General features: G+C 62.1%; 20 protein-coding genes. 9 read left to right on the top strand and 11 right to left on the bottom strand.

What is annotated here, in order from left to right:
• The first annotated feature begins 99 nt into the window (after positions 1–99).
• The 7 genes from IEW17_RS00730 (at position 100) to IEW17_RS00700 (ending at position 10467) form a co-directional block, all read left to right on the top strand.
• A complete protein-coding gene (locus tag IEW17_RS00730; protein ID WP_188560085.1) occupies positions 100–444 on the top strand; it encodes a cytochrome C oxidase subunit IV family protein in 345 nt (114 codons plus the stop codon).
• Between the two features lie 3 nt (positions 445–447).
• Positions 448–1122, top strand: coding sequence for an SCO family protein (locus tag IEW17_RS00725; protein WP_188560084.1), 675 nt, complete (start codon positions 448–450; stop codon positions 1120–1122).
• A complete protein-coding gene (locus tag IEW17_RS00720) occupies positions 1106–1681 on the top strand; it encodes a DUF420 domain-containing protein (RefSeq protein ID WP_188560083.1) in 576 nt (191 codons plus the stop codon). Before IEW17_RS00725 ends, IEW17_RS00720 begins: the two co-directional genes overlap by 17 nt.
• A 40-nt stretch (positions 1682–1721) precedes the next feature.
• Positions 1722–1982 carry a CAMCR motif-containing small membrane protein gene (locus tag IEW17_RS00715; RefSeq protein WP_188560082.1) on the top strand — a complete coding sequence of 87 codons (261 nt, stop codon included), beginning with the start codon at positions 1722–1724 and terminating at the stop codon, positions 1980–1982.
• Positions 1982–2380 carry a DUF983 domain-containing protein gene (locus tag IEW17_RS00710; protein WP_229748703.1) on the top strand — a complete coding sequence of 133 codons (399 nt, stop codon included), beginning with the start codon at positions 1982–1984 and terminating at the stop codon, positions 2378–2380. Before IEW17_RS00715 ends, IEW17_RS00710 begins: the two co-directional genes overlap by 1 nt.
• 224 nt (positions 2381–2604) lie before the next feature.
• Positions 2605–6504: a sensor histidine kinase gene (locus IEW17_RS00705; RefSeq protein WP_229748701.1), complete on the top strand. Its 3900-nt coding sequence runs from the start codon at positions 2605–2607 to the stop codon at positions 6502–6504.
• A 75-nt stretch (positions 6505–6579) separates the two neighbouring features.
• Positions 6580–10467, top strand: a complete 3888-nt coding sequence (locus tag IEW17_RS00700; protein ID WP_188560081.1) for a DUF8818 domain-containing protein — start codon at positions 6580–6582, stop codon at positions 10465–10467.
• Here the strand turns inward: IEW17_RS00700 and IEW17_RS00695 are convergent.
• From IEW17_RS00695 to IEW17_RS00685, 3 genes are all read right to left on the bottom strand, one after another.
• Entirely contained in the window at positions 10464–11096 is a 633-nt protein-coding gene (locus tag IEW17_RS00695) for a 3'-5' exonuclease (RefSeq protein WP_188560080.1), read from the bottom strand. The two genes, IEW17_RS00700 and IEW17_RS00695, sit on opposite strands and share 4 nt — an antisense overlap.
• Before the next feature lie 49 nt (positions 11097–11145).
• Complete coding sequence (locus tag IEW17_RS00690) at positions 11146–12624, bottom strand: hypothetical protein (RefSeq protein ID WP_188560079.1); 1479 nt, start codon at positions 12622–12624, stop codon at positions 11146–11148.
• A 76-nt stretch (positions 12625–12700) separates the two neighbouring features.
• Entirely contained in the window at positions 12701–14746 is a 2046-nt protein-coding gene (locus IEW17_RS00685; RefSeq protein WP_188560078.1) for a beta-N-acetylhexosaminidase, read from the bottom strand.
• Between the two features lie 80 nt (positions 14747–14826).
• Between IEW17_RS00685 and IEW17_RS00680 the strand changes: the two genes are divergently transcribed.
• Positions 14827–16626 carry a hypothetical protein gene (locus IEW17_RS00680; protein WP_188560077.1) on the top strand — a complete coding sequence of 600 codons (1800 nt, stop codon included), beginning with the start codon at positions 14827–14829 and terminating at the stop codon, positions 16624–16626.
• 8 nt (positions 16627–16634) lie between these two features.
• On the opposite strand, the gene IEW17_RS00675 is transcribed toward IEW17_RS00680, so the two are convergent.
• From IEW17_RS00675 to IEW17_RS00640, 8 genes are read right to left on the bottom strand one after another with little or no spacing between them, the layout of a single operon-like run.
• Positions 16635–17984, bottom strand: coding sequence for a DUF58 domain-containing protein (locus IEW17_RS00675; RefSeq protein ID WP_229748699.1), 1350 nt, complete (start codon positions 17982–17984; stop codon positions 16635–16637).
• 40 nt (positions 17985–18024) lie between these two features.
• Positions 18025–18384: a four helix bundle protein gene (locus IEW17_RS00670; RefSeq protein WP_188560076.1), complete on the bottom strand. Its 360-nt coding sequence runs from the start codon at positions 18382–18384 to the stop codon at positions 18025–18027.
• A 47-nt stretch (positions 18385–18431) separates the two neighbouring features.
• The gene (locus IEW17_RS00665) at positions 18432–19466 is read right to left on the bottom strand and encodes an AAA family ATPase (protein ID WP_188560075.1); all 1035 of its coding nucleotides are present in this window, start codon (positions 19464–19466) and stop codon (positions 18432–18434) included.
• A complete protein-coding gene (locus tag IEW17_RS00660; protein WP_188560074.1) occupies positions 19467–19730 on the bottom strand; it encodes a hypothetical protein in 264 nt (87 codons plus the stop codon).
• A gap of 11 nt (positions 19731–19741) precedes the next feature.
• A complete protein-coding gene (locus tag IEW17_RS00655; RefSeq protein WP_188560073.1) occupies positions 19742–21178 on the bottom strand; it encodes a DUF4350 domain-containing protein in 1437 nt (478 codons plus the stop codon).
• Complete coding sequence (locus IEW17_RS00650) at positions 21178–22041, bottom strand: DUF4129 domain-containing protein (protein WP_188560072.1); 864 nt, start codon at positions 22039–22041, stop codon at positions 21178–21180. Before IEW17_RS00650 ends, IEW17_RS00655 begins: the two co-directional genes overlap by 1 nt.
• Before the next feature lie 24 nt (positions 22042–22065).
• Complete coding sequence (locus IEW17_RS00645) at positions 22066–23022, bottom strand: hypothetical protein (RefSeq protein WP_188560071.1); 957 nt, start codon at positions 23020–23022, stop codon at positions 22066–22068.
• Between the two features lie 16 nt (positions 23023–23038).
• Positions 23039–23998, bottom strand: coding sequence for a stage II sporulation protein M (locus IEW17_RS00640; protein ID WP_188560070.1), 960 nt, complete (start codon positions 23996–23998; stop codon positions 23039–23041).
• Positions 23999–24297: 299 nt separating this feature from the next.
• Between IEW17_RS00640 and phhA the strand changes: the two genes are divergently transcribed.
• Entirely contained in the window at positions 24298–25071 is a 774-nt protein-coding gene (gene phhA, locus IEW17_RS00635; protein WP_188560069.1) for a phenylalanine 4-monooxygenase, read from the top strand.
• The last annotated feature ends 26 nt before the right edge of the window (positions 25072–25097 follow it).

Genomic DNA, 25097 nt, shown 5'->3' with positions numbered 1-25097 from the left:
GAAGCATCTTATCACGGCTTTGCTCCTCTGCCTTACCAACTCTGGACAGCGCGAGCGTGATAAGGGTCTCCGCTCCGCTCAGAATGACAACTAAATATTATGTCTGCTAACGCAACCACTGAACCCACACTCGCCCCTGGCGAGATTGCCAAGCCGAACACGGGCTGGATTTGGAAAATTTTTGGGGTACTCGTGGGCATTACGGCCGTGGAGTTCGTCTTCGTGTTCCTGATGCACCCGAGCACCCTGCGCAACAGCATCTTTATTGTGCTGACAATTATGAAGGCTTTCTTCATCGTTGCAGAGTTCATGCACCTTAAGCACGAAACGAAGGGGTTGATTTGGACTATTTTGGTGCCTGTGTCGCTGTTGGTATGGTTGCTGGTAGCCCTGATTACCGAAGGCTCGTTCGTCGGCGAAGTCATGCAAAACATGTTTAAATAGCGGATGCGGCCCCGTCAAACTATTTTGCTGGGGCTGTTGCTATTAGTGCCGGTACTGGCTTTTTTATTCCTGTTCCGCTTCGGTTCCAACCGTTACGCGCTGCCAACTTACCTGCCCGACCGCGTGGATTCCACGCAGGTTGGCGGGAAGTGGCAGCGCGATACTGTTTTTCACCAAATCGCGGCATTTCAACTACCGGCCTCCACGGGCCGCACCGTTAGCAGCGCCGAGCTTGGCAAAGGGCTATACATTGCCCAGTTTTACACCCCCGATGTGACTAGTGCCCGCGTTGCGCGTCAGCTACTGCGGGTGCAGGAGAAATTCCGGCACGAGCCCCGGGTGCGGCTGGTAACCTTTGTACTGGCGGCGGCTCCCGAAACTGCCCCGGCCCTGACCCGCCTTGCCGAACAATATGGCACCATCGCTGGCAAGTGGTTTTTTCTGACTGGTCCGAGTGCCGGGCTTGATTCACTGGCGCGTCAGGAATTTCGCCTCACTGCCGACCCTAAGCGACTGCCTGGGACCGTGTATACGGCCAACATCCCCGCTGGCCGGCTGTTATTAGTCGACAATCAACGCCGGATACGGGGCATCTACGATGGGACCGACGGCCGCGAAATAGACCGCTTACTTACGGAAGTTACCGTACAGCTTTACGATTATGAACACCCCCACTAACCAACTGCACCCGCCGGTGATGGCCCCCGGCGACTACACGCGCTTCAAAATCATCCTGGGCACGTTGGGGGCCGTGGTACCGCTGCTGGTCGCCGTGATATTCTACTATAAAGGGGTCTTCAAAATTTCGGGGGCTGATGCGTACCTGCATTCGTTGCCCGCGGTGAATGCGGTGCTGAACTCGCTGACAGCGGTTGCGCTCTTGGTTGGGTTCTACTTTATTCGGCAGAAAAACGTGCTGGCTCACCGCGCTTCTATGGGCACTGCTTTCGCGCTGGGTGGTTTGTTTCTATTGTCTTATGTAGCCTACCACTCGCAGGTTGAGAGCACGCATTTCGGCGGCGTGGGAACAGTTCGGACAGTATACTTTCTTTTGCTGCTGAGTCATATCAGCCTGGCAGTTGTCACCGTTGGTTTGGTGCTGTTCACGCTGTATTTCGCTTTGACCGGGCAATACACCAAGCACAAGGCCATTGCCCGCTGGACCTTCCCGGTCTGGCTGTATGTGTCGGTCACGGGTGTCATCGTTTATTTCATGATTTCGCCGTATTATACCTGATACCAAGAAACTTTGCCGCAATCCTCGTGTTGATTTAGTTATGAAAAAGACCATTTTTGCTGCCTCGTTTGCCCTGCTTTTGGGCGTGTTATTGAGCCTGGCCCCGCTGGCGGCCCGTGCGCAATGTGTAATGTGTAAGTCGCAGATAGAAGCCGCCCGACAGGAGCGCGACGACTACGATGTGGCCGGCCTTAACAAAGGTATTGTGTACATGATGACCGTGCCGTACATCCTGATGGGTGCGGTGGGCTACTTCTGGTACCGCCGGACGCACCCTAAGACTGCCAAGGTTAAGGCTTAATGGAGCAGCCTGCGACGGCTATTCCTTCCACAGTACTGGCATTGCTGGATTTGCGCTGTCCGCGTTGCCACACTGGTAAGCTGTTCAAGCACCCGGCGTTGAGCTTCAGCTTCATGGAAATGCCGGATGAATGCCCAGTGTGCCGCCAAACGTACGAGCCCGAGCCGGGCTTTTACTACGGGGCTATGTACATCAGCTCGGGCTTTTCGACGGGAATTTTGCTGATGATTGGGTTTCTGCTCTATTTCTTCGCGCATGACCCGCCGGTGTGGGTATATGTCACTACAGTAGCGGTAGCGGTGCTGGCTGTGACGCCGCTTTTATTCCGGTACTCCCGGGCCGTGATGCTGTACGGATTCGGCGGCGCCCGTTTCGACCCGCGTTTTTTAACCCGCTAGAATCGAGTTTTTGCTGACGTTGAAAATGCTGCTCTCGGGCAGCATTTTTTATTAGGCGTGGATTTTGCGAGTGCGCCGAATTCCAAAGGCTGCGCTCGACAGGACGGTTTCGACTTACCGGTTAGCATGGGCGCTTTCGTAGAAAACCGCCACTGAGCGTATTACCTGCTTACTTTGGCCGTATTGTCTAGCTCCGCTGACTCATCGACCTGATACCTTTCTTTTTGCACCCGATTCAGCACCCGAGTTCCTCCGTTATTCAAACGCCCGCGTGGCGGCGCTTGCCTTGGCTGCTGCTATTAGCGGCGACGTTGTGTTTTGCTGGGGGCTACTTGGCCAGCCGCTACGCGCAGGCACCGGGCGTAGTGCAGCGCACCGACGTAATGCGCCTGCAGCAGCTGGTGCGTGATGCCGAAACCACGGCCCGTCGCGAGGCCGATTCCGTAGCGGCCCAACTGCCTCGCGGTGGCTACAGCTTTGAGAAGCTGCTGGCCCAGACCACCTATCCTACCTGCGTGCTCGAAAATGGCGTGCTGCGCTACTGGTCCGACGCCACCTTGCGGCCAGAAGCCGAAGCCGTCAGCACCGTTGCCGAACGACTGATAGAAACGCCAGTGGGGCATTTTTTGCTGCTGCGCCGCACGGTTGGCCCCTATCTCATCCTCACGTATCTACCCCTGGAGCGGCGCTACGGCATCAGTAACCGCTATTTGCGGGAAGGGGGCGAGCAGGCGCTGTTTCGGGGCATGGAGCTGAAAGTGGTGGCCGATAGTGCCGCCAGCAACCGGGCCCGGTTCGAGGCATCCGATGGACATTACCTGTTTTCTGTCGAGCGGCTGCAGCCTAATCCGCTCACGGGGCAGTACGTGCCCTTGGCGCTGCTGGCGCTGGGCAGCTTGGTCTATGCCCTGGGGTGGCTGCTGCTGGCTTGGCGCTGGTGGCAGGCGGGGCGGGCCTGGGCGGCCGTGGCGGCGCTGGTGCTGCCGCTGGCCGCATTGCGGGGCGGGCTACTGTATTTGGGCCTGCCGTATTCGTTTATCGAGCTGCCGTTATTCGACCCCCGTGTGTACGCGGCTGCGTGGTGGGCCCCCTCCTTGGGCGATTTATTGCTGGATGCGCTGCTGCTATTGCTGATGGCCGCCGGAGCAGCAGCTCTGTGGCGTCGCACCCACGTGCTGGCCCGATTGCCCGCCCCGCGCACGCCGGCAGGGCAAACCCTGGCGGCGGTAGGCGTGGGGCTGGCGTTTAGTGGCTGGCTGGCGCTGCTGTTTGCTTACTACACCACGGCGTTCGGCAGCTCGCAGCTGAGCCTGGATGTTACCCGCAACCTGCAGGTAACCGGCCCTTGGATATTGCTGGCGCTGGCGGTACTGCTGCACACGGCCGCGTGGCTGGTGGGTTTTTTTGGGCTCACGCAGGTGGCGGGCGCGCTGCTGCAGCACGTGCCCCGGCGGGCGCTGCTGCTGGGCCCCGCGCTGGTGGCGGTGCCGGTGCTGGGCGTGGGGCTGGCGTTTGGGCAGCCGTGGGTGCTCCTGCTGGCGGTGCTGCTCCTGTTTACCTCGCTGGTGCGCGCCGTGAACCTGCGGACTGCGCCAATTGCCAGTACCTACCAGTCTTCGGTCCTGATTGTGCTGCTGCTGGCCCTAACCTCGGCCACGGGTGCCCTGGCCCTCTACGCGCATTTCGAAAAGCAGCTGCTGGTTGATAAGCAGCGCCTGGCCGGTAATCTGCTCATCGATAATGATTTTCAAGGAGAAATCCTGCTGAGCGAGCAGATGCGGAAGATTGCCGGGGACCCCTTCGTGCGGCGGGCGCTGTCGGCGGCCTTTGGGCGGCCCGAAGTGGTGCGCGAGCGCATTGCCCGGCAGTACCTGAGCCACTACTTCGACAAATACGAGAGCAACATTACGCTGTATGACGCGGCTGGCGATGCCGTGGGCACCACACCGGGTACCCCCAACCTGCGGGCCGCCCGCGCCACCACGTCGCGCATTGCCACGCCCACCGACCAAGCCGGGGTATTTTTGGTGCAGTCAGATAATCCGTTTGGCTCGCGGCGCTACGTGGCACACATCACCGTGCCCGGCAACCGGGTGAACGGGGTGGGCCTGTCCCTGGGTGCGGTGCGCGTGGAGCTGACCCTGAAAAAGCTGACTTCTTATAGTGTACTGCCTGAATTGCTGGTCGACCAGAAGTTCTTCGAGCCGGGTCTGGCTACCGAGCTGAGCTACGCGGGCTACAACCACGGCCATCTGGTGTACAGCGAGGGCGATTTCGACTACGCCAACCGCTTGCCCACTGCCTTACTGGCCGAGCCCCGCCTCTACACCACCGGCCTGCCGCGTCAGGGCTACCACCACTTTGCCGTGCGCGGCTCCCTCGACCGGACGGTAGTGGTGACCACGGCCACGTATTCGCTGAGCGACTGGCTGGCCAATTTCTCCTTCCAGTTCTTGCTGTCGTCGTTTCTCTGGCTGCTGCTGAGTGGGCTGGTGCTGCTGGCCCGCGGCCGGGCGGTGCCCCGGCTCAACTTCAGCACCCGAATTCAACTGCTGCTGAACGTGGGCATTGTGGTGCCGCTGCTGGTGGTGAGCGTGGCTACGGCCAGCCAGCTGATTGACTCGTATCAGCGCGACCTGGCCCGGACCTATGAGCGCCGCGGGCAGTTGGCCCTGGAAAGCCTGCGCCGGCAGCGCCACCTGCTGTCCGACACCACGGCACGGTCCACGCTGGCGGCCTTGGCCAAAAACGTGGCCGCGCTCACCGAAACCGACCTCAATCTCTACGACGCCCACGGCGAGCTGCTGGCTAGCAGCCAGCCCCTCATTTTTGATGCCGGCTTGCTGGGGCCGCTGCTCAACCCGCAAGCAATGGTGAGCCTGCGCGAGCGCAACCGGCCCCTGGCGCTGCTCACGGAGCGGGCGGGCTCGTTGTCGTTCAATGCTCTCTACCTACCCGTGCGGGCAGGTGCGGGCGAAGTGGTGGTGGCCGACCTGGCGGGCCATGCGCTGGGCTACGGCAGCGGGAGCAAGCTGAAGCCTATGGCTGGAGCTGTAATACCAAAGCAACGTCCGAACGACGAGGCCCTGACCGACGACATTGCCATGCCCACCGGGCCGATTCTGGGCTATGTCGGCATTCCGTTCTTCGATTCGGAAAAAGAGCTGAATACCAAGCTTACGGAGCTGTTTACGACCATTCTGAACATCTTCACGCTGATGTTTCTGCTGTTTCTGGGGCTGGCGTTTGTGGCGGCGCGGCAGCTCACGGCTCCGCTTAAGCTCATCACCGAAAAGCTGACCCAGACCACCCTGACGGGCGAGAATGAGCTGCTGGACTACCGCAGCTCCGACGACGAAATCGGCCTGCTGGTGCGCGAGTACAACGCCATGCTCACCAAGCTGGAGGCCAGCAAGCGCGAGCTGGCCGCGCAGGAAAAAGAAGCGGCCTGGCGCGAAATGGCCCGGCAGGTGGCCCACGAAATCAAGAATCCGCTCACGCCGATGAAGCTGAGCCTGCAGTTTCTGCAAAAAGCTATTGCCGAGCGTCGCCCCAATGCCGAGGAGCTCATCAGCCGCATCAGCCAGACGCTCATCACCCAAATCGACGTGCTGAGCGACATCGCCACCAGTTTTAGCACCTTCACCAACCTGCCCGCCATGCGGCCCGAGCGGCTGGACGTAGCCGCCGTGCTGCGCCGCTGCGCGGCTCTGCACCAGCCCGATATCGACGACGGCGCCCTAGCCCTGCACCTGCCGCCCGACGCCGAAACCGGCCTCTACCTGGTGTACGCCGACGAAAACCTGCTGGTCCGCACCTTCAACAACCTGCTGATAAACGCCCGGCAGGCCGTGCCCGAAGGCCGCGCGCCCCACATCGACGTATCGCTGGAAGCGCTGGGCACTGGCAGCGTTCGGGTGACTATCCGCGACAACGGGGCGGGCATTGCTGAGGAAGTGCGGGAGAAGATTTTCGTGCCCAACTTCACCACCAAGACCAGCGGCTCGGGCATTGGGCTGGCCGTAGCCAAGCGCGGCATTGAGAGTGCCGGTGGCAAAATCTGGTTTGAAACCGAAGTAGGGCAGGGGACGGACTTCTTTATCGAGCTGCCGCTGGCGGGATAAAGCCGGTCAAATACCTGCGTTCCGGCACGAAACCACCCGCCGCTGTCGTTACCCGCCAAACCCGACCTTTACCGCATGATTCGCCGCTTACGCCTGTGCTTCCCCCTAGTGGGCCTGCTCGTAGCGGTGCTATTGTTTGCAAATCAGGTGGCGTGGGCGCAGGCGCGGTCGTACCCGGTAGGGCCCGCTAAAACCAGTGAGGGTCCGCCGCCCAGCACCCGGCGCTGCCGCTGGGTGCGCCTCGCGCCGGGTCGCGACACCACCGATTTTGCGATTACCGACACGCTGACGGTGGTGCCGTCTTCGGTGCTGGTGCAGGGGCGCGGCGTGGACTATGATGGGCGCACCGACCGTTTTCACTGGGTGCGGGCGGCCCCGCGCGACAGCAGCGGGCTGCCCCGGGCTGATTCAATACAGGTGTGCTACCGGGTGCTGCCGTTGCGGCTGGCCGCGCCCCGCTACCGCCGGCCCATCGGGCTAATGGACAGTCTGGGTTTCCGGCAACCGGTGGTGCGGTTCGAGGATTTTTCGGTGAAGGAGCAGATTCTGAGCACGCCGGGCATCAGCAAGACGGGCAATCTGTCGCGGGGCCTAAGTTTTGGCAACACTCAGAACGTATTTGTGAACTCGGCCCTTAACCTGCAGCTGGAAGGCCAACTCACCGAGAATATCAACCTGACGGCGGCCATTTCCGACCAGAACGTACCGTTTCAGCCCGAGGGCAATACCCAGCAGCTGCAGCAGTTCGACCGAATCTACATCACCCTCACCAACCCTAACTGGAACCTGACGGCCGGCGACGTGGTGCTACGCAACAAGCCCGATTATTTCCTGCGCTACTATAAAAACATTCAGGGCGCGGCCGTGGAAGCCAATTTCGGTCCGCCCATCGTGGGCTTGACCGGGCTGGGAGCCGCGCCCGGCGTGCCCAATACCGTGTTTCTAAACGGCACCGCCGGGCAGTTGCCCAACGGATTGCCCAATGGTCCCGCGCCGGCCACGCTCAACCCACCGGCCATCAGCCAGCCTCAGCTTACGGACCTTAACCGGCAAGTGCCCGGCACCGCCGCCCCGCTGCCGCTCGGTGACCGGGCCCCCGTGACGGGGGCCACGGGCGTGACGGCCACCAGCGCCAGCAGTTCGGGGGTGCGCCGTGGCGTGGCGTGGCGCTCCTCCACGGCCATTGCGGGCGGGGTGGCCAAGGGCAAGTTTGCCAGTATTGACGTGGCGCCCATTGAGAACGTGCAGGGGCCGTACCGCCTCAACGGGCCCAACGGCGAGCAATTTATCATCGTACTGGCTAATTCGGAGAAGGTGTACCTCGACGGCCGCCTTCAAACCCGGGGCTTCGATGCCGACTATATCATCGACTACAACCTGGCCGAGGTCACGTTTACGCCGCGCCACCTCATCACGCGCAATTCGCGCATTAAGATTGATTTTGAGTACTCGGACCTCAACTATGCCCGCTCGCTGGTGGCCGCCAGCCACTACCAGCAGGTGGGCCGGCTGAGCGTGCACGGCAACCTCTATCAGGAATCCGACAACCCCAACAACGCGCCCAACCTGGACCTGAACGACTCCATTCGGGCGCAGCTGGGGCGAGCCGGCAACGTGGCCGTGGGCGAGTTTCCCGGCGGCGATGCCACGCCGTATGACCGCCGCCTGGTGCAGTACCACCGCGAATCGCGGCAGCTGCCCGGCCTGCCGGTGTCGGTAGAGGTATTCACCTTCGTGGGAGCCCAGATGCCGATTGACTCCGTGCGGCAGTCGTTCACGGTGCGCTTCACCGATGTGGGGCAGGGCCGGGGCGACTACGAGCGCAGCACCAACCCGCGCTTCCAAAGCGCCAACGGCACGGTGTACGACTACCTGGGGCCGGGCCGGGGCCGCTACCTGCCCGTGCGCCGGGTGCCCACGCCGCTGCTGAAACAGCTGGTGACCGGCGGCCTGAGCTACCAGGTAGACAGCAGCACGACGGTGTTTGTGGACGCGGCCCGCTCCCGCCTCGACCGCAACCGTTTCTCACCAGCCAGCGACCAGGACGGGGCCTTTCACGTGGGCTACGTGGTGCAGAACCGCCGCCTGCCCGCTGCTCTGGCCAGCAGCGTGCTGCGCGATTATCGGCTGCGCTCCACCCTGGACTATGAGTACACGGGCAAGCGCTTCGCGCCGATTGACCGCTACCGGGACATTGAATTCGACCGCAACTGGAGCAACGTGAATACCACGCAGGTTACGGGTATTACCCCAATACCACGGGAGGATAACATCTTCAACCTGAGCCTGGGATTGGCGAAGGACGTGAACAACAGCGTCAATTATCGCTTCAGCCGGCGCTTCCGACCGGGCGAGGTGAGCGGGCAGCAGCACTGGCTGGATGCGGCCCAGAAAGTGGGTGGGCTGGAGCTGCGCGGCTCGTTGTTTGTGCTGAATTCCGATGCCGGACGCTTCCATTCCGACTGGGCCCGGGGCGAGGCCACCGGGCGCTTCGTGGGCGGCCGCGTAGTGCCTGGCTACGCCTACCGGTTCGATAAAAATCGCGTCAGCTCGGCCAGTACCGACACCATTCGCTCGGCCAATTACTTCGACGAGCATAACGTGTTTTTTCAGAGCCGCGACTCCGCCCGCACCCAGTACCGCTTCGACTACAGCTACCGCCGCGACCAAAGCCCCAACCGCGAGCAAACCGCGTTGCAGCGGCGCGGCACCGCCCAAACCTGGCAGGGCACGCTGGCCACCCGCCTCGGCAAAACCCAGGACCTGCGCGTGCTGGCCACCTACCGCGACCTCGACTCGCTGGGCCTGGCCCGCAACCGCACCGTCCTGGGCCAGGTGTTCTACAACGCCAGCCTGCTGCAGAACCAGATACGCTCCGAACTAAGCTACAGCGTGGCTACCGGCCGCGAACTGAAGCGCGACTACTCGTTTCTGGCCGTGCCGGCCGGGCAGGGCACCCACTTCTGGCGCGATGCCAACGGCGACGGCATCCAGCAGAAGGACGAGTTTTTCGAGGCCCAAGCCCCCGATGCGCAGTTCCGCACCTTCATCAAAGTGTATTTGCCCACGGCCGACTACCTCATCGCCTTCACTAACCGCCTGAGCTACCGCCTCACCACGGCGGCTCCGCGCGGCTGGCGCGAGGCGGGCGGCTGGCGGGCGGTGGCCTCGCGCTTCGCCACGCTCAGCAGCATCACCGTCGACCGCCGCACGACTGACCCCGCGCTGCTCTCGCGGCTCAGCCCTTTCAGCTACGATAAGGAAGACGACCAGCTGCTGGCCTTCAACCAGCTGTTCCGCAACACGCTGTACTTCAACCGGTCGAATCCCATTTTTGGGGCCGAGTTCACCGTGCAGCAAACCCAGCAGAAAACCCAGCTGGTGCAGGGCTTTGACCGCCGCAACTTCAGTACTCAGAGCGTGCTGGTGCGCCGCACGCTGGCCACCTCGTTCACGGGCCGCCTCATTGGCTCGCGCGATATCCGGGAATCGGCCAGCACTTACCTCACCACCCGCAACTACCGCCTGCTGATTTACGCGGTGCAGCCCGAAATCAGCTACCAGCCCACGCCTTCGCTGCGCCTCACGGGCACCTACCTGCGCACCTTCAAGCAGAACACGCTGGATACGCCGCTAGCCACGTTCCCACCTAAGCCCGCCGAAACCAACCCGGGAGTTTTCGACGAACTGGGCCTGGAAACCCGCCTGAGCCAGGTGAATAAGCGCACCATCACGGCCGCCACGCGCTACACCCGCGTGCAGTTTGCCGGCACTGACCCCAACTCGGTGGTGGCCATTGAAATCCTGAATGCCTTGCGCCCGGGCAGTAATTTCACCTGGGCGCTAAACGTGGAGCAGCGCCTAAGTAATGGCCTGAATATCACGCTGGCGTACGACGGCCGCAAGTCCAGCGGCCTCAACACCGTGCACACCGGCCGCATGCAGGTAGCGGTGCTGTTTTAAGAATAGCGCGCGGCCGCGCGAGCGCGGGTAGCGGCGGCTTTGGCGGCGCGAGCGGCCAGCCCGGCCGTGAGCTCGCGCTGCTTGTAGCATAGCGGCAGCGCCGTACCCGAGCGGAAGGCGTGGACGGTGATTTCGGCGCAGGCGCGGGCGTCGCTTAGGGCGTCGTGGTGGTTGAGCGCGATGCCGAAATGCTCGGCTACGTAGTTGAGCTTGTGGCGCTCCAGCTGCGGCCAGCACAGCTTGGCCATCTTCACCGAGCACAGGGCGTGAAAAGCGGGAATGGGCAGGCTGAAATCGCGGCAGGTGTATTCGAGCACGCTCACATCGAACGATGAATTGTGGGCCACCACGGGCTGGCGGTGCAGGTAGGGCAGCAGCGCGGGCCAGGCATCGGCCAGGGAGGGCGCATCGTGCAGGTCGGCTTCGGCAATGCCGTGCACCTGTTGGTTGCGCCAATCCACGCGCAGCACGCGGGGTCGCAGCAGGGTGTAGTAGGAATCGACAATCTGGCCACCGCGCACCCGCACCACGCCCACGGCGCAGGCACTGTCGCGGCGCTCGTTGGCCGTCTCAAAGTCGATGGCCGTGAAGTCAAGATTGGCCAGCGCCTGGGTGATTTCTGCTTGCATACCAGGCAAGTTAGCTTCTGTCGGCACAAATTCAGCTATGGGCTACTGCTTAATTCGCCGCCGGTAGTGGGGCCGCGGCCGCCTCGCTGCACACTTTCGGCACCTCAAAGTAGCGCTCCATCACGCTGTTGATGGTGCCTTCGCAACCAATGCTGAGGTCAATATCGAATTCAATATCCGAGCTGAATTGGCGCAGCGGAATGAGTACCCGGCCGTAGGGCAGGCGCAGTGGCGGCAGCGTGAGCTGGGGTGTGCCTGCGCGTTGCGCCGCCCGCAATGCGGCAAACCGGGCCTGCATCTGGGCATCGAAAGGCGCGGCGCTGGTGACTAGCTCCCGCCAGGCCTCGGGCACGTGCCCGGCCCCGAACAGGCCGCCCAGCACCAAAAGTGGCAGCAACTGTAGCTGCCGCAGCCGCGTTGCTTTGGATGAAGCCGCGTCGGTGAGCTGCTGTCCCGCCAGCCAGCCCAGCGCGCCCGTTGATAGCAGTAGCACGAGCAGGATTTCGTTCTGGGCCCGCATGAGTGGTGCACCCACGATGAGGTAACGAAACAACAGAAAGCCAATGAAATTGAGGCTGCTAAAGGCCAGTAGTACCGCCATCCATTGGCTGCGCGCGAGTGGCGAATGGTTCGTAGCGCGGGTTTGATTTCCTACCCACAGCCCAACCGTTGCGGCGGCCAAAGTGCTCAGGCCAACCATGGGCTTCAGGAGAAAAAGCACCATTGAATACACGGCCCGAGGTATCAGCACCAGCCAGCGGTAGGCGTAATAGGGGTCGGAAGGTGGAGCCATGGTGGCGACCCGGACCCAGTTGCCAGGTGCGGCGGCCGCAATGCCCACGGCCACCGCGCCGATAATCAGCCACAGCATCAGCTTCGGGCGGGCTGTCGTGGGCAAGGCGAATCCTAGCAGCGCCAGCAGCGGCATGGCCTGCACCAGCGTGAGCTCATTGCCGGTGAGGGCCAGCACCAGCGGGAAGCAGGCCAGCCCTGCGTTGCGCCACCGCGCCCGCACCGGACCCCAGCCCGCCCGCAATGCCAGCGCCGTAAAGGTTAGTAAACCAATGAGTGGCAGCTGGTAGGCCACGATGCCACAGAACCAGTACAGGAAGGAGAACGGCACGGGCGCGGCGTTGCAAAACAGCACCAACAGCAGCCCAGTGGCCCAAAAAGCCTGGCTCCAGGAGCAGGCTACTTTTAGCGCTGTGTGCAGTAAAGTCCGCAGGAAATAAGCCAGGCTGGCCCACTGCGCCATGAATGCCGTAGCGGCCACCACTTTCACACCGCCCAGCCAGCCGTAAGCCACGGGATTCAACACCGTCATAATAAATGTGGTGATGAAGCGCCCGGTCCAGGTTTGGAACAGCCACAGCTGCACGCCCCAGGTGCCGTGCTCCCGCATCCAATAGCCGTTGCGGAAGTCGTCGAAAAACGGCTGGTTGAAAGCGGTGAGCAGCAGAAAAGGCGCCAGGGCCAGCAGCAGGGCCAGCCTAAGCAGAAAAAAGCGCAGCTTGGAGTTACTTAGCAAAATAAAGGAGAAGGCAAAACGGTCATGCTTCGGCTTCGCTCAGCATGACCGTTCTTTTTAACAATGACAAAGAAACTTACAGTCCCGCCAGCTTCCGGACAGCTTTTATCACGGCTAACTCAGCTTGCCCAACCGGAGCTTGGGCAGCGTCGAGCGTGGCGCGGGCGGCTTTTTGCCACGCCAGCGACGGAGCCTGGCCGGTTTGCAGCTGCGTGAGGCGTTCCAGCACCAAGGCACCCACCGCTGCTAGTTGGGCCGAAAGCGGAGCGTATTCCTGCAGGCTGACGTTGCTAAGAAACAACGGCTGCATCAGCACATCGTTGGCCTGCCAGCGCACGGCCTGGGCGCGCAAGGCAGCTAGCTGGCGCATCGCAGCGGGTAGCCAAGTGGGCGCGGCAGGCCGGGCGGTCAGTACACTATCCACCAGCACGCTGAAGCGCCGGGCGACTTCCGACTCGGCCGGGGCGGCATCAACCAAACGGTTGTATTGGGTTTCGGTAGTGTATTTGTAGCCCTGGAAGTGGCGCTTGTATTCCTTCACGGGTTCAATCACTTCGGCCAGGATACGCAGGGGCACCATATTATTGGCTCCCGCCAGCTGCTTGAGAAGCACAATGGGGCCGCTCCGGTGGCGCAGGCCCAGCATCTCCAACTTGCCGGAAGTCAGGTTGAGCCGGCGGTACATATCGGCCACGTTTTGGGTGATGGCCTGCGGCGACCACAGCCGCTCGGCCACGGCGGCGGCGCGGGGCCAGATGCGCGAGTCAATGATAACGGAATCGGCGAATTCGGTCCACATGGCGGCTTCGCCGCCCAGCACCAAGGCCTGCTCGGCGGGCGTGAGGGGCGTATCGGGGGGCAGCGGGTCGGCGGCGTAGGCGGCGGCGGCGCTGTAGTTCAGGTCGAGGTAGTAGCCGCTGGAAAGCAGCACGGGGTGGCCCAGCTCGGCGGCATCGTTCAGGCCTTTCTTGCCGCGCCAGCTCTGAATCACGGTTTCCTTGGGTAAATCAGGGCCGAGAATTTCGTCCCAACCAATCATGATTTTGCCGCGCTTTTGCAGCAGGGCCAGCACTCGGCGATTGAAATAGGTTTGCAGCTGGTGCTTGTCCACGGTTTTGCCGTCGGCCTTCACCATTTTGTTCGCTTGCATATAGGCCACAATGCGTGGAGTGCGCCGCCAGTTACGCCCGTCGTTCTCATCGCCGCCGATGTGGAAATACGGGTCTGGAAACAGCGTAGTCATCTCCGTCAGCAGCGAATCGAGGAAGGTGTAAGTGGTTTCGCGGGTGGGGTCGATGGCCACGTTGGTGGTGCGCCACAGCTGGTAGGGCACGTAGGTGGAGTCGACGGATGCCAGGCGCGGGTAGGCCACAATCCAGCTGGTGGTGTGGCTGGGCACGTCGAACTCCGGCACCACCCGAATGCCGCGGTCCGCCGCGTAGGCCAGCACCTCGCGCACCTCGGCCTGGGTGTAATACAGACCGTCGGTGCTGCCCACCGTCTGCAGGCGCGGAAACACCTTGCTTTCGATGCGAAAGCCCTGGTCATCGGTCAGGTGCCAGTGCAGCACGTTCAGCTTCACAGCCGCCATGCCGTCAATATTGCGCTTGATGACGGCTACGGGCAGGAAGTGCCGCGCCGCATCGAGCGACAGCCCGCGCCAGGCAAAGCGCGGGCTGTCCTGAATATCCACCTCGGGCAAGTAGCGCTGCTTCTTTCCGGCAATGGGCAGCTGCTCCAGCGTGGCCAGGGCCCGCAGCACGCCCAAGCTAGTCGGCGCGTCGATGCTCACGCCCACGGGCGTCACGCGCAGGCTATACCGTTCTTCGTCAAACAACTCCGGACGGCCCACGCGGCCGTAGCGAATTTGCAGCACGGACCCTTTGGCCGGTTCGGTTGGCCCTTGCAGGCGCGTGAGCATCCGGCGGGCCGCGGCGCGCACGCTGGGGTCGGCCGCCGCGTCGAGTTGCAGCTTCAGTGGCGTTTTCAGCAGTAGGCGGCCTTGGCCCCAGCGCGTTTCGGTGGGCAGGGGTAGCAGGGGCGAGGCGGGCTGGGCACTTATAGACGCGGACCGTAGGCCAAGCCAACTGAATAAGAAGAGAGTGAGCCAGAATCTTGTCATCGGCCCAAAGTACGGCATCGCGCCGCCTGGGAACGTGATTTGTGCCCAACTTGCGGCAAAATCGGTCTGTTTGCCCTCGTATGAAATCACCGTCCTGGTTGGCTTGGCTGTTTTGCAGCCTGTTTATCGTCACCATCGCCTTCGTGCCTTTGCAACGGTGGAATGTCAGGGATTCGGGGGCCGTCATTGGCTGGGACGTGTCGGGGTACTACCTCTACCTGCCGGCCATCTTCATTCACCACGACATCAAGGACCTTCAATTTAAGGACCAGATGATGCGCGATTACGCCCCCACACCCGACTTTCAGCAGGCGTTTCGGCATCGCGGCAGTGGGCACTACGTCATGAAGTATTCGGCCGGCATGGCCGTGCAGTACCTGCCATTTTTTCTGATTGCCCATGCCGTGGCGGCCCCGCTCGGCTACCCCGCCGATGGTTTTTCGCCGCCCTACCAGCTGGCCATTCTCGGGGCCAGCGTACTGATGTCCGTCCTGGGCCTGGCACTGGTGCGGCGGGCCTTGCGCCCGCACTTTGGCGAATGGCCCACGGCGCTCACGCTATTGGGTATTGTGCTGGGAACCAATTACCTGGATTACAGTGCCATTGGCGGAGCCATGACGCATAACTGGCTGTTCACTTGGTACGCCGCGCTGCTGCTGCTCACTCCGGCCTTCTACCAGCGGCCCACGCGGGGCCGGGCGCTGGGTATCGGGGCCATTGTGGGCCTGATGGCCCTGACCCGACCCACCGAGCTGCTGGCTTTGCTCATTCCGCTGCTTTGGGGCTTGCGGCCCACCGGCCCGGCCGTGCGTGAGCGGCTGGCGTTCTGGCGGAAGCACGGGGGGCTACTGCTGGCCGCCGGGCTAATCGGGGCCGCTATACTAAGTATTCAGCCGCTTTACTGGCACTATGTGAGCGGCGACTGGATAGTATATAGCTACCAGCAGCAGGGTTTTAGCTGGCTGCGCCCACACTTATGGGACGGTATTTTCAGCTTCAAAAGTGGCTGGCTGCTGTACTCGCCGCTGCTGGTGGTGGCGCTGCTGGGCTTTACAGCGCTACGTCGCCAGCAGCTCGCCGCGTTCTGGCCGCTGCTGATTTTCATCACGGTATTTACCTACGTCACCTTTGCCTGGGACGAATGGCTGTACGGCGGCTCGCTGGGCCAGCGGGCCATGGTGCAGAGCTACGCCGTGCTGGCCTGGCCGTTCGCAGCGGCGCACCATTGGCTGTTGGCCCGGCGCCCCTGGCTGCTGGCTTACGCCGGTTTCGCAGTGCTGAGCTGCTACCACAACTTGTGGCTCACCTACCAGGCCCATTTGGGCGGCCTGCTGGTGGCTGGCCAGATGACGCGGGCTTACTGGTGGCGCATCCTGGGCCGCTACGACGTGCCACTCGAAGCCCGCCTCTTGCTCGATACGAACTACGATTTCACTGGCACGCCCCGTAATTACCGCGTGCTCTGGAAGCAGGATTTTGAGTCGCTGGCCGGCCAAGCCGAATGCGGGCAGCCCGCCCTGCGCGGCAACTGCTCCCTGCTGCTCGACGCTGCCCACCCACGTAGTGCCGAGTTTGATATTCCGGCCCGGCCCGGCCAATTCAAATGGGTGCAGGGCCGGGCCGTAGCCAGCACCAGCCAGCCCGAATGGATTGAAGGCAAAATGACGCAGTTCGCGGTGCGGTTTTGCCAGGGCTCCCGGGTGGTACGCGAGCGCACGGTGCAGTTTCAGCGGGTGTTGCAGCCCAACGCGCCCCAGGAACTGCAATTCTACATCAAAGCGCCGCGCGAAGATTTCGACCACGTCACGGTGGTGTTTCTGCATTATGGCCAGGCTGCCATGCGGTTTGATGATGCCCAGCTCGCGGGTTTTGATGAATAAGCAACGCGTTAAATCAACCCTCGGGCTTTAAATTCCAGGTACTTATTAATGGTATTCGCCGTCAAATCCTTCGGCGCAGTCAGCAGCGAATAAATGCCGTACCGCTGCAATTCGAGCACAATCTGGCGTTTTTCCTGGGCGAATTTCTCGGCGATGGTCTGGTTGTAGACTTCCTCCGGACTCGCGGCCGGCGCGTCCAGGAACTCCCGCAATTCGGTGTTTTCGAAGAAAACCACCAGCAGTAAATGGTCCTTGGCCAGGCGGCGCAGGTAGGGCAGCTGCCGCTGCATGCCGTGCAGCGTTTCGAAATTGGTGAACAGAATCAGCAAGCTGCGCTGCTTGATGCGGGCCCGCACGGTGGCGTAAAGCAGCTCAAAATCGGTTTCGAGGTAGTGGGTTTTCTGGCGGTAGAGGATTTCCAGCAGCTTCAGCATGTGGCCCGGCCGGCGGTCGGCGGCCAGCGTGGCGCCGGGCTTGTTGGAAAAGGTGAGCAGGCCGGCCTTGTCGTGCTTGAGCAGGGCAATGTTGCTGACCACCAGCGTGGCATTGATGGCGTAGTCGAGCAAGCTCAGCCCGTCGAAGGGCATGCGCATCACCCGGCCTTTGTCGATAAGGCAGTACACCTGCTGGGCGCGCTCATCCTGGAAGTGGTTCACCACCAAGGCGTCGCCGGCTCCGGTGCTGGCGCGGCGGGCCGTAGCCTGCCAGTTGATGTTGCGCGGGTCGTCGCCGGCCACGTAAGGTCGGATTTGCTCGAATTCCAGGCTGTGGCCCACGCGCCGGATGCGCTTCACGCCCACTTCGGTGAGGCGGTTGTGGATGGCCAGCAGCTCGTACTGCCGCATTTGCAGAAACGACGGGTACACCGGTACCACCTTGCCCTGCTCGTAGCGGAACCGCCGCCGCACCAGCCCCAGCGGCGAGGCCGCGTAGATATTCAGGGCCCCGAACTCGTATTCGCCGCGCTTGGTGGGCCGCAGCTGGTAGTCGATAATCTGGGTTTCACCGGGCTGCACACTGGTTTTAAACAGCACATCGCGCCGCTGAAACTGGTGCGGAATCTCGTCAATCGTCTCGGTTTGAATGGGAAAACGGTAGCGGTTTTCGAGGTAAATCTGCACGTCGTTGTCCGAGCCGTTGGCCAGCTTATCGCCCAGCACGCGCCGCCCAAAAACGGGCGCAGCCTGGCCCTTCGCTGGGGCGTAGAGCAGCAGCGCATCGAGTAAAGTCAGGGCCACGAATAAGCCCAGCCCGATTTTCATCGGCCCCAGCAGCCACGGCAGGAAGAAGGCCGTTACAAAGCCCGTGATAATTACAACCAGGGCGCGGAAGAAGCGAACTGTAAGAAAGAAGGTCAATTAAAAATGAAGAATTAAAAATTAAAAAATTCCTTGATAATTATTCTGTCGGGGTCCTGGTCGAGATTATGATGGCTGCCAGAATGCGTTTTAGTTCTTCAGCATCGTCAATCATTGATGCGGCCAGAACGGGGTCGAGACATTCCGTGTCGCGCAACAGGCGCAACCAATAATGGGCCCCGCGGGCCTCTTTGTAAGCAATGCTGCACTTGTCGGCAAAGTCACGCCGCGAAAACCCACCCACAGCTTCCTCAATATTTGCCCCGATGGAAGTGCCGCAACGCAATATTTGGTCGGCCACCGAACGAGGCTGTTTGTTCTGTAGCAACAGTTTGTAGAGCAGCACCACGCGCTTAGAAAACGCATAGCTCTTCACCAATACCGGGTTTTCATCTTTCATGTCGACGGCTCACTTTTAATTTTTAATTCTTCATTTTTAATTGACCTTCACCGCGGCACTTCCACGCTCTGGATGATTTGCTTCACCACCTCATCGGGCGTGCCGCCTTCCATCTCGCGCTCCGGCGTGAGCATGATGCGGTGGCGCAGCACGCTGGGGGCCAGAAACTGCACGTCCTCGGGCGTCACGAAGTCGCGGCCGCGCAGGGCGGCCAGGGCTTTGGCACCATTGAGCAGGGCCAGCGAGGCGCGGGGCGACGCGCCCAGGTACAGGGCTTTGTGCGCCCGCGTCTGGCCCACCAGCTTGGCGATGTATTCCAGAATATTGGCCTCCACGCGCTGCTGGCGCACTTGCTGGCGCAGCTGGGCGAGGTCGGCGGCGCTCAGGATGGGCTGCACGGCCTCCAGGTTGGTGCTGCCCTGGCCGCCGTGGTGGCCGGTCAGAATCTGTACTTCCTCGGCCAAGGTGGGGTAGCCCACGTGCAGCTTAAACAGGAAACGGTCGAGCTGGGCTTCGGGCAGGCGGTAGGTGCCTTCCTGCTCGATGGGGTTTTGGGTGGCCAGCACCAGAAAAGGCTCGGTCATGGCGTAGGTGGTGCCGTCCTGGGTCACGGTGCGCTCCTCCATCACCTCAAAAAGCGCTGATTGCGTCTTAGCGGGGGCGCGGTTTATTTCGTCAATCAGCACCACGCTGGCGAAAATAGGGCCGCGCCGAAACTCAAACTCGCCAGTGTTCTGTCGGAATACCGAGGTGCCCAGCACGTCGCTCGGCATCATATCGGGCGTGAACTGAATGCGGCTGAACGGCACTTCCAGCGTGCGGGCCAGTAGCTTGGCCATGAGGGTTTTGGCCACGCCGGGCACGCCTTCCAGCAGCACGTGGCCATCGGCCAGCACGGCGGTGAGCAGCAGCTCCAGCAAATCGGCCTGGCCGACAATGATTTTGCCGATTTCGGCCCGAATCTCCGCCGTTTGGGCCGTGAGGCGGGCAAAGTCGGTGCGCGGGGCGAAGCCGGGCTCGACGGCCGCAGCGGGGGCGGCTACTTGATTTTCGGCTGGTTGAAACGTGTTTTCGTTTTCCATTTACAAAGTGCTGGCGTAGCCAAGTAGAGTTTGGGCGGTTTGTTCGTCGGCGCATACCGCGAGTAGGTCGGCGTGGATTTTTTTGGCGTATTCGACCGAAACCAGGTTTTGGTGGTAGCGCTTCAGGTCGGCTAGTAGTTCGGCCAGGTCATGCCAGTTCAGGTGCTGCAGCAACGCCTGCTCATCAGCCGAAGCCCGCTTTTTAAACAGGCGGAAATCCCACTGGTACTTAATCAGAATAGCTAATTGCGCGGTCGTCAGCATGTTTCTGGCAGTTAACGTGATTCCCGTTTAAAATCACTCAGGGCCCGGCTCAACTGCAGCAGCTGCTGGTCGGTCATGCGCGGTGCGGTCCGGGCGAAGTTCACAATGCGCAATAGCTCGTCTACCCGGGGCCGGGGTACGCCGGCTTTCTGGCTAAGCCGCTCGCGGAAATCGGCATCGCCAAAGTCCGGGCTGGTTTCATGAAAGCGGGTGCGCAGGTAATCCATGAACAGGCCCACTTTTTTCTCGGCGATGAGCGCGTGGCTGCTGCCCTGGCGGTAGAGGCTGGCCACGGTGCGCGTAAACAGCAGCGTGGTGTTGGGCAAAGACTTGATGGTGGGAATGATGCGCTGGCGCCGACGCGCCTCAATAAACACAAAAAGTAACCCGCCAATCAGAATGAGGTAGTAGGCCAGCCGCAACGGCTCGTGCGCTAGCACCACGCGCAGCAGCGACTGTTCGCCCACGGGCCCCTGCTTCTGGTATTCGTCCCAATACGTGCGGCGAGCGGGCAAATACGCCAGGGCCGCCGCCGCAAAGCCCGCCGTGCGGGGCCGCAGCAGGTAGTAGTTAGTGAAGGCCACGGGCGTGGTGCACACGTAGAAATGCCCGCGGCCGTAGTCGAGGCGCACAAACGTGGCGCGGCCCTGTGCATCGGTGGCCAGCGTGCGGCCCACCCGGCCCGAATCGACCAGCAGGCGCTGCCGGGCCCCGATGCCGGGCAGGCGGGTGCGCACCGCTGCCAGCGCCGGGTTGGTAAAACGCAGGTCCACCGAATCGAGCTGCGGCAAGCCTCCGGGGCCCTGGTGGGTTTTGATTTCCACATCCTTCACGCTGAAGCCCAGGCTGTCGCGCAGCAGGCCGCGCCCGCTGCTAAAGTTTTGGGCCGCCACGAAAACGTCGTTGCCCCGCGCCGCAAACCGCAGCAGGGCCAGGGCATCGGGCCGGCTCAGCTCAAAATCATTGTTGATGAATAAGTAGTTGGCCTGCTGCCTGAGCAGGGGAATGGCTGCCGGATTTTCGTCGTCGTAGTCGTCGGCCTCTTCTTCAGAGGCTACTTGTTCAGCTTCGTCGCGGCTCTCGGTGGCCACAGTAGCGGTCGAGGCTACGGAAGCTGAGTCAGTCGCGGCCACGTCAGCCGTCGAGTCAGCAGTTGGGACGGTCACTTCCTCCACAGTGGGCTTGGCCCGGTTTTCGGGGATTTCGGTCGGTCCCAGGCCGGTGAGCTGGTTATAGACGGGCAGCCGCACCACCTCAACGGAGTCGGTGCCGAGCAGGCGCGGGAGCTGGTCGTAGAGCACGTAGGTGCCGTAGGGAATCTTGTCCTTGTTGGCGTAGGTGGGGCTCCAGTTCAGGGGCTTGGGCCGGTTGTATTCCAGCGCCACGTAGCCGCCGAACAGCAGCGCGATGCCCAGCAAATACAGGCGAAAAGTGGTGAGCTGGGGCATCAGGCGGGCAGCGTGTTAGGAGAAGCCACAGGGGCGAGAGGAGCCGGCCGGCTGCCGGCCAAGGTTGCGACCACCGCCCGCTGGTTGGTCCGGGCCTGCTGGTAGAGGGCCGCGTTCAGCCGCAGCTCGCCGTACCACACGTACTCAAACTCGCGGGTGGCACTGCGGAAAGAATCGGCCAGCACGCCGGGGGCCAGCTCGGCCAGGTAGGCGTGGTTGGTCTTGTCGGGCTGCCAGTTGATGAGGCCCCGGTCGGTGAGGCGCTTGAGCACCTCCAGGTAGCCCAGGCGCGTGGCCAGCCGGAAGTTGCCCGCTGCCTCGGCTTCGGCAATGCGGGTCGGGAAATCTACTTCGTGGATGTTCTCGGCTGCCGTGTTGTACGCCAGCGGGCTGCGCCGCCCCGAGCGCCCGAACACGCCCGTAATATCCACCTGCAACAGCTTGAGCACGGCGTAAACCAGCACGCCCAGCACCGCCGCATAAATCCCGTATTTCCAGGCCACGCGGCTGGCGGGCGTGCTCATCAGCCCGCCCAGCCAGTGCCACACCCGCGCCCAGAAGGCATCCCAGGCATCGGTGCTGGCAGCGGGCTCCACGTAGCGAAATTCGCGCTGGGCAGCCAGCTCGCGCAGGCGGGCAGCGTTGGCGCGGCGCGGGGGCAGGGTGGTGCTGCGGTCGGGCGGCAGGGCCTGCGGGCGCTGCCGCTGAGCTGCTGCGAGGGTAACCGGCGTGGGGGCGGCCAGAACCGGTGCGCCGGCCGCCAGCAGCAGGCCCAGCAGTAGCCGCCCGGCCACTCGCGTCGGCCGGCCCACGGGCGTTAGCAGAAGCTGAACCAGAAATTTTCGCAGGTCGAACAACACCACTCGTAATAAAATAGGAACCGAAAATTAGTACTCGCCGTCGTCGTCGGGCCGATAATTTGTGCTGCCCACCTGCGGCGCGGCCGTTTGGCCCAAGGACTCTATCATCAGGCGTAGGCCTGCGCCTTCGCGGCGTTCCACTAAATTGAAGTATTGAAAGGCCAGCGCCAACAGCAAAGGCGGGTACAGCAGCAAAGTAGAAAAGCTGCCGAGGCTGGTTAAAACTACGTTCACCAGCGGCGACTTGTCCTTCAGGGCGTGGAGCGTGGCCGAGAACCCGCCCGAAACCATCACCGCAACTGCTCCGACACCAATAATTACCACGTAAAGTATCAGAACGGCAACGAAGATGAGGCCAAAGGTGGACCACCACTTGCCGCGCGTCAGGAGCAGGCAGCGGCTGAGCGTGGCCCCAAAACCAGTGCCCTCGCTCAGCTTCACGATGAAAAACAGGCTAAGGGCAATGCCCAGGTAAAGACCGGGGATGAACAAGAACAAAAAACCAGTGCCAACAAGCAGCCCCACGCCCCAAAGCGAAAAGAGGGTACCCAAAAAGCTGCGCTTCACCACGGCCCACACTTCTGCCACCGTGGGCGGGGGCCCGGGCGTGCGGCGCTGGGCCAGCAGCACTACGTAGCCATACACGCTGAGCAGCAGCAAGGTAAACGAAATGGAGCCGATTAACGAACCCAGCCAGTAGGCCGGAGAGGTAAAGATGGCTTGCCAAAGGTTTGCCTGCATGGCGAGAACTCCGCTACCGTCCAGGGGCTGGCCGGGCACCCGACCAGGTGCCACGATAGGCATTTGCCGCTGTACAAAGGCTAGTAAAAGACTCCGGACCAAGGCGACGGGCAACACCAGATAGGCCAGTACCCGCCCCAGAGGCCGCCAATGAGCCGCGATGAACTCGATGGTAGCCGAGATTTTCTGCCCGAAATCCCGCTCACGGTGAAAGTCGGATGCTTGGGTAAATGATAGACGCATAAGGGGAAGGGAGAACTCAAAGGGAAGGAGCCGCGAGCTGCTGCCGTGTCACCCGAATAGGATATAAAATGAAATACCAACCGATAAATGCCGCCGAGCTGCCGATAATAAGCAAGCTGGCTGCCTCTGGCATCTCGGTGTGGCGCGTCACAAACCCTTCCAGAAAGCCGGCCACGATGAAGATGGGCACTAGCCCAACAGCCATTTTCAGGCCGTCGCGCGCCGACTTGCGAAAGGCCTCGCCCCGGCCGTAGGTGCCCGGAAACAGTAGGCCCCGCGCCATCACGAAGCCCGCCGCGCCGGCCACGATAATGGCCGAAATCTCCAGCGTGCCGTGAATCCAGATGGTGAGTACCGAGGCCCGCAGCACGTGGTAATGGTAAAAGAAGTACTGAAACGAGCCCAGCATCAGCCCCGTGCGGAACATCTGTACGAGTGTGCCGATGCCGAGCGTCACGCCCTGCACGAAAATGCTCAGGGCCACGTAAATGTTGTTGGCCGTGATGCCCAGGAACATCAGCGTTTCGCCCTCCTGCTTGTAAACCGCCATGGGGTCGCCGCGCCGAATGTTCTCAATGGTCTGGTTCACGTAGCTGTCGCCCATCACCACCCGCACAAAGGAGTCGTCGTAAGCCGCCGACAGCGCCCCCAGCCCCGTGAACAGCACAAATAGCAGCGCCGTGAAGGCCAGCGTGCCATGGTGCCGGGCCACCACCAGCGGCAGCTCCAGGGCCCAGAACCGGGCAAAGCGGCCGCGGTCCTGGCGCTTGTTGGCATACAGGCGCTGATGCACCTTGCTGGTGAGGCCGTTGAGGTAGGCCGTGGTGGGGGAGGTTGGGTAGAACGTCTGGGCGTAGGCCAGGTCGTCGGTCAGGGCTACGAAGCGGGCGGCCAGCTCATCGGGTCCGGCGGGCGGGCGCTGTTCGTACTGCTGCCAGCGCTCCTGGTTCTGGCGCAAAAAAACGGCTTCTCGCATGACTCGGACTTATAGGCCTTAAAGATAAGTAGCCGCCGCCCACGCACCGCGCCCCCGGTCCGGCCGGGCCGGTGTTTTCTGATTCTGCGCCTATCTTTGTCACATGTTAGCCCCACTGGTCCGCCGCTATTATTGTTATTGCACCTACGCACCCTCCCGGGGCGAAGCGGCTTTGGCGTAGCCCGGCTAGTCCCGGCACTCCTACTTGCAACTCTTGCAACTGCCTGCTTCCGACCCCGGAGGCAGGCAGTTTCTTTTAATCCAATTTCAGTTTTACTCCCAATTATTTCGTTGTTTTTATGAACCACGTTCCTGCTCCCGCTTCAGCCATTGCCCTCGGCCAAGATTACGCCGCTTACACCGCCGATGACCAGTGGGTGTGGCGCACCCTGTTTGAGCGCCAGATGCAGGTGCTGCCTACCGTGGCTTCCCGCCGCTTTCTCGAAGGCCTGCCCCGCGTGGATTTTCAAGCCGCCAAAATTCCCGACTTTGCCGAAGTGAACCCGCTGCTGGCCCAGGCCACCGGCTGGAGCCTGGTGGCCGTACCCGGCATCGTGGACGACCGCACGTTCTTCGAGCTGCTGGCCGCCCGCCGCTTTCCGGCCACCACTTGGTTGCGCACCCCGGCCCAGCTCGACTACCTGGAGGAGCCCGATATGTTCCACGACGTATTTGCGCACGTGCCGCTGCTCACGGACCGGTTTTTTGCTGATTTCCTGCAGGCAATGGGCACCCTGGCCCTGCGCCACCTGCACAATGCCTACGCCGTGGAGCTGCTCTCGCGCCTCTACTGGTTCACGGTCGAGTTCGGGCTCATCAACGAAGACGGCCGGCTGCGCATCTACGGCGCGGGCATCCTGTCCTCGGCCGGCGAAACCAAGTTTTGCCTGAGCGACGAGCCCGCCCGCCGGCCCTTCGACGTGGCCGACATTCTGGCCACGCCCTACGTGAAGGACCGGATGCAGGACGTGTACTTCTTCATCGATTCTTACGAGCAGTTGGCCGCCTGCGTGCCCGCCCTGGAGGCCGAACTGCTGCGCCTGCTGGCCGCGCAGCCGGAATCCGTTGGCTAGGTCCTACTTTTCGGGCTGAAATCTAC

This window comes from Hymenobacter frigidus, from assembly GCF_014640435.1.
GTDB lineage: Bacteria > Bacteroidota > Bacteroidia > Cytophagales > Hymenobacteraceae > Hymenobacter > Hymenobacter frigidus.
This window is presented reverse-complemented; position numbering and strand designations above follow the sequence as displayed.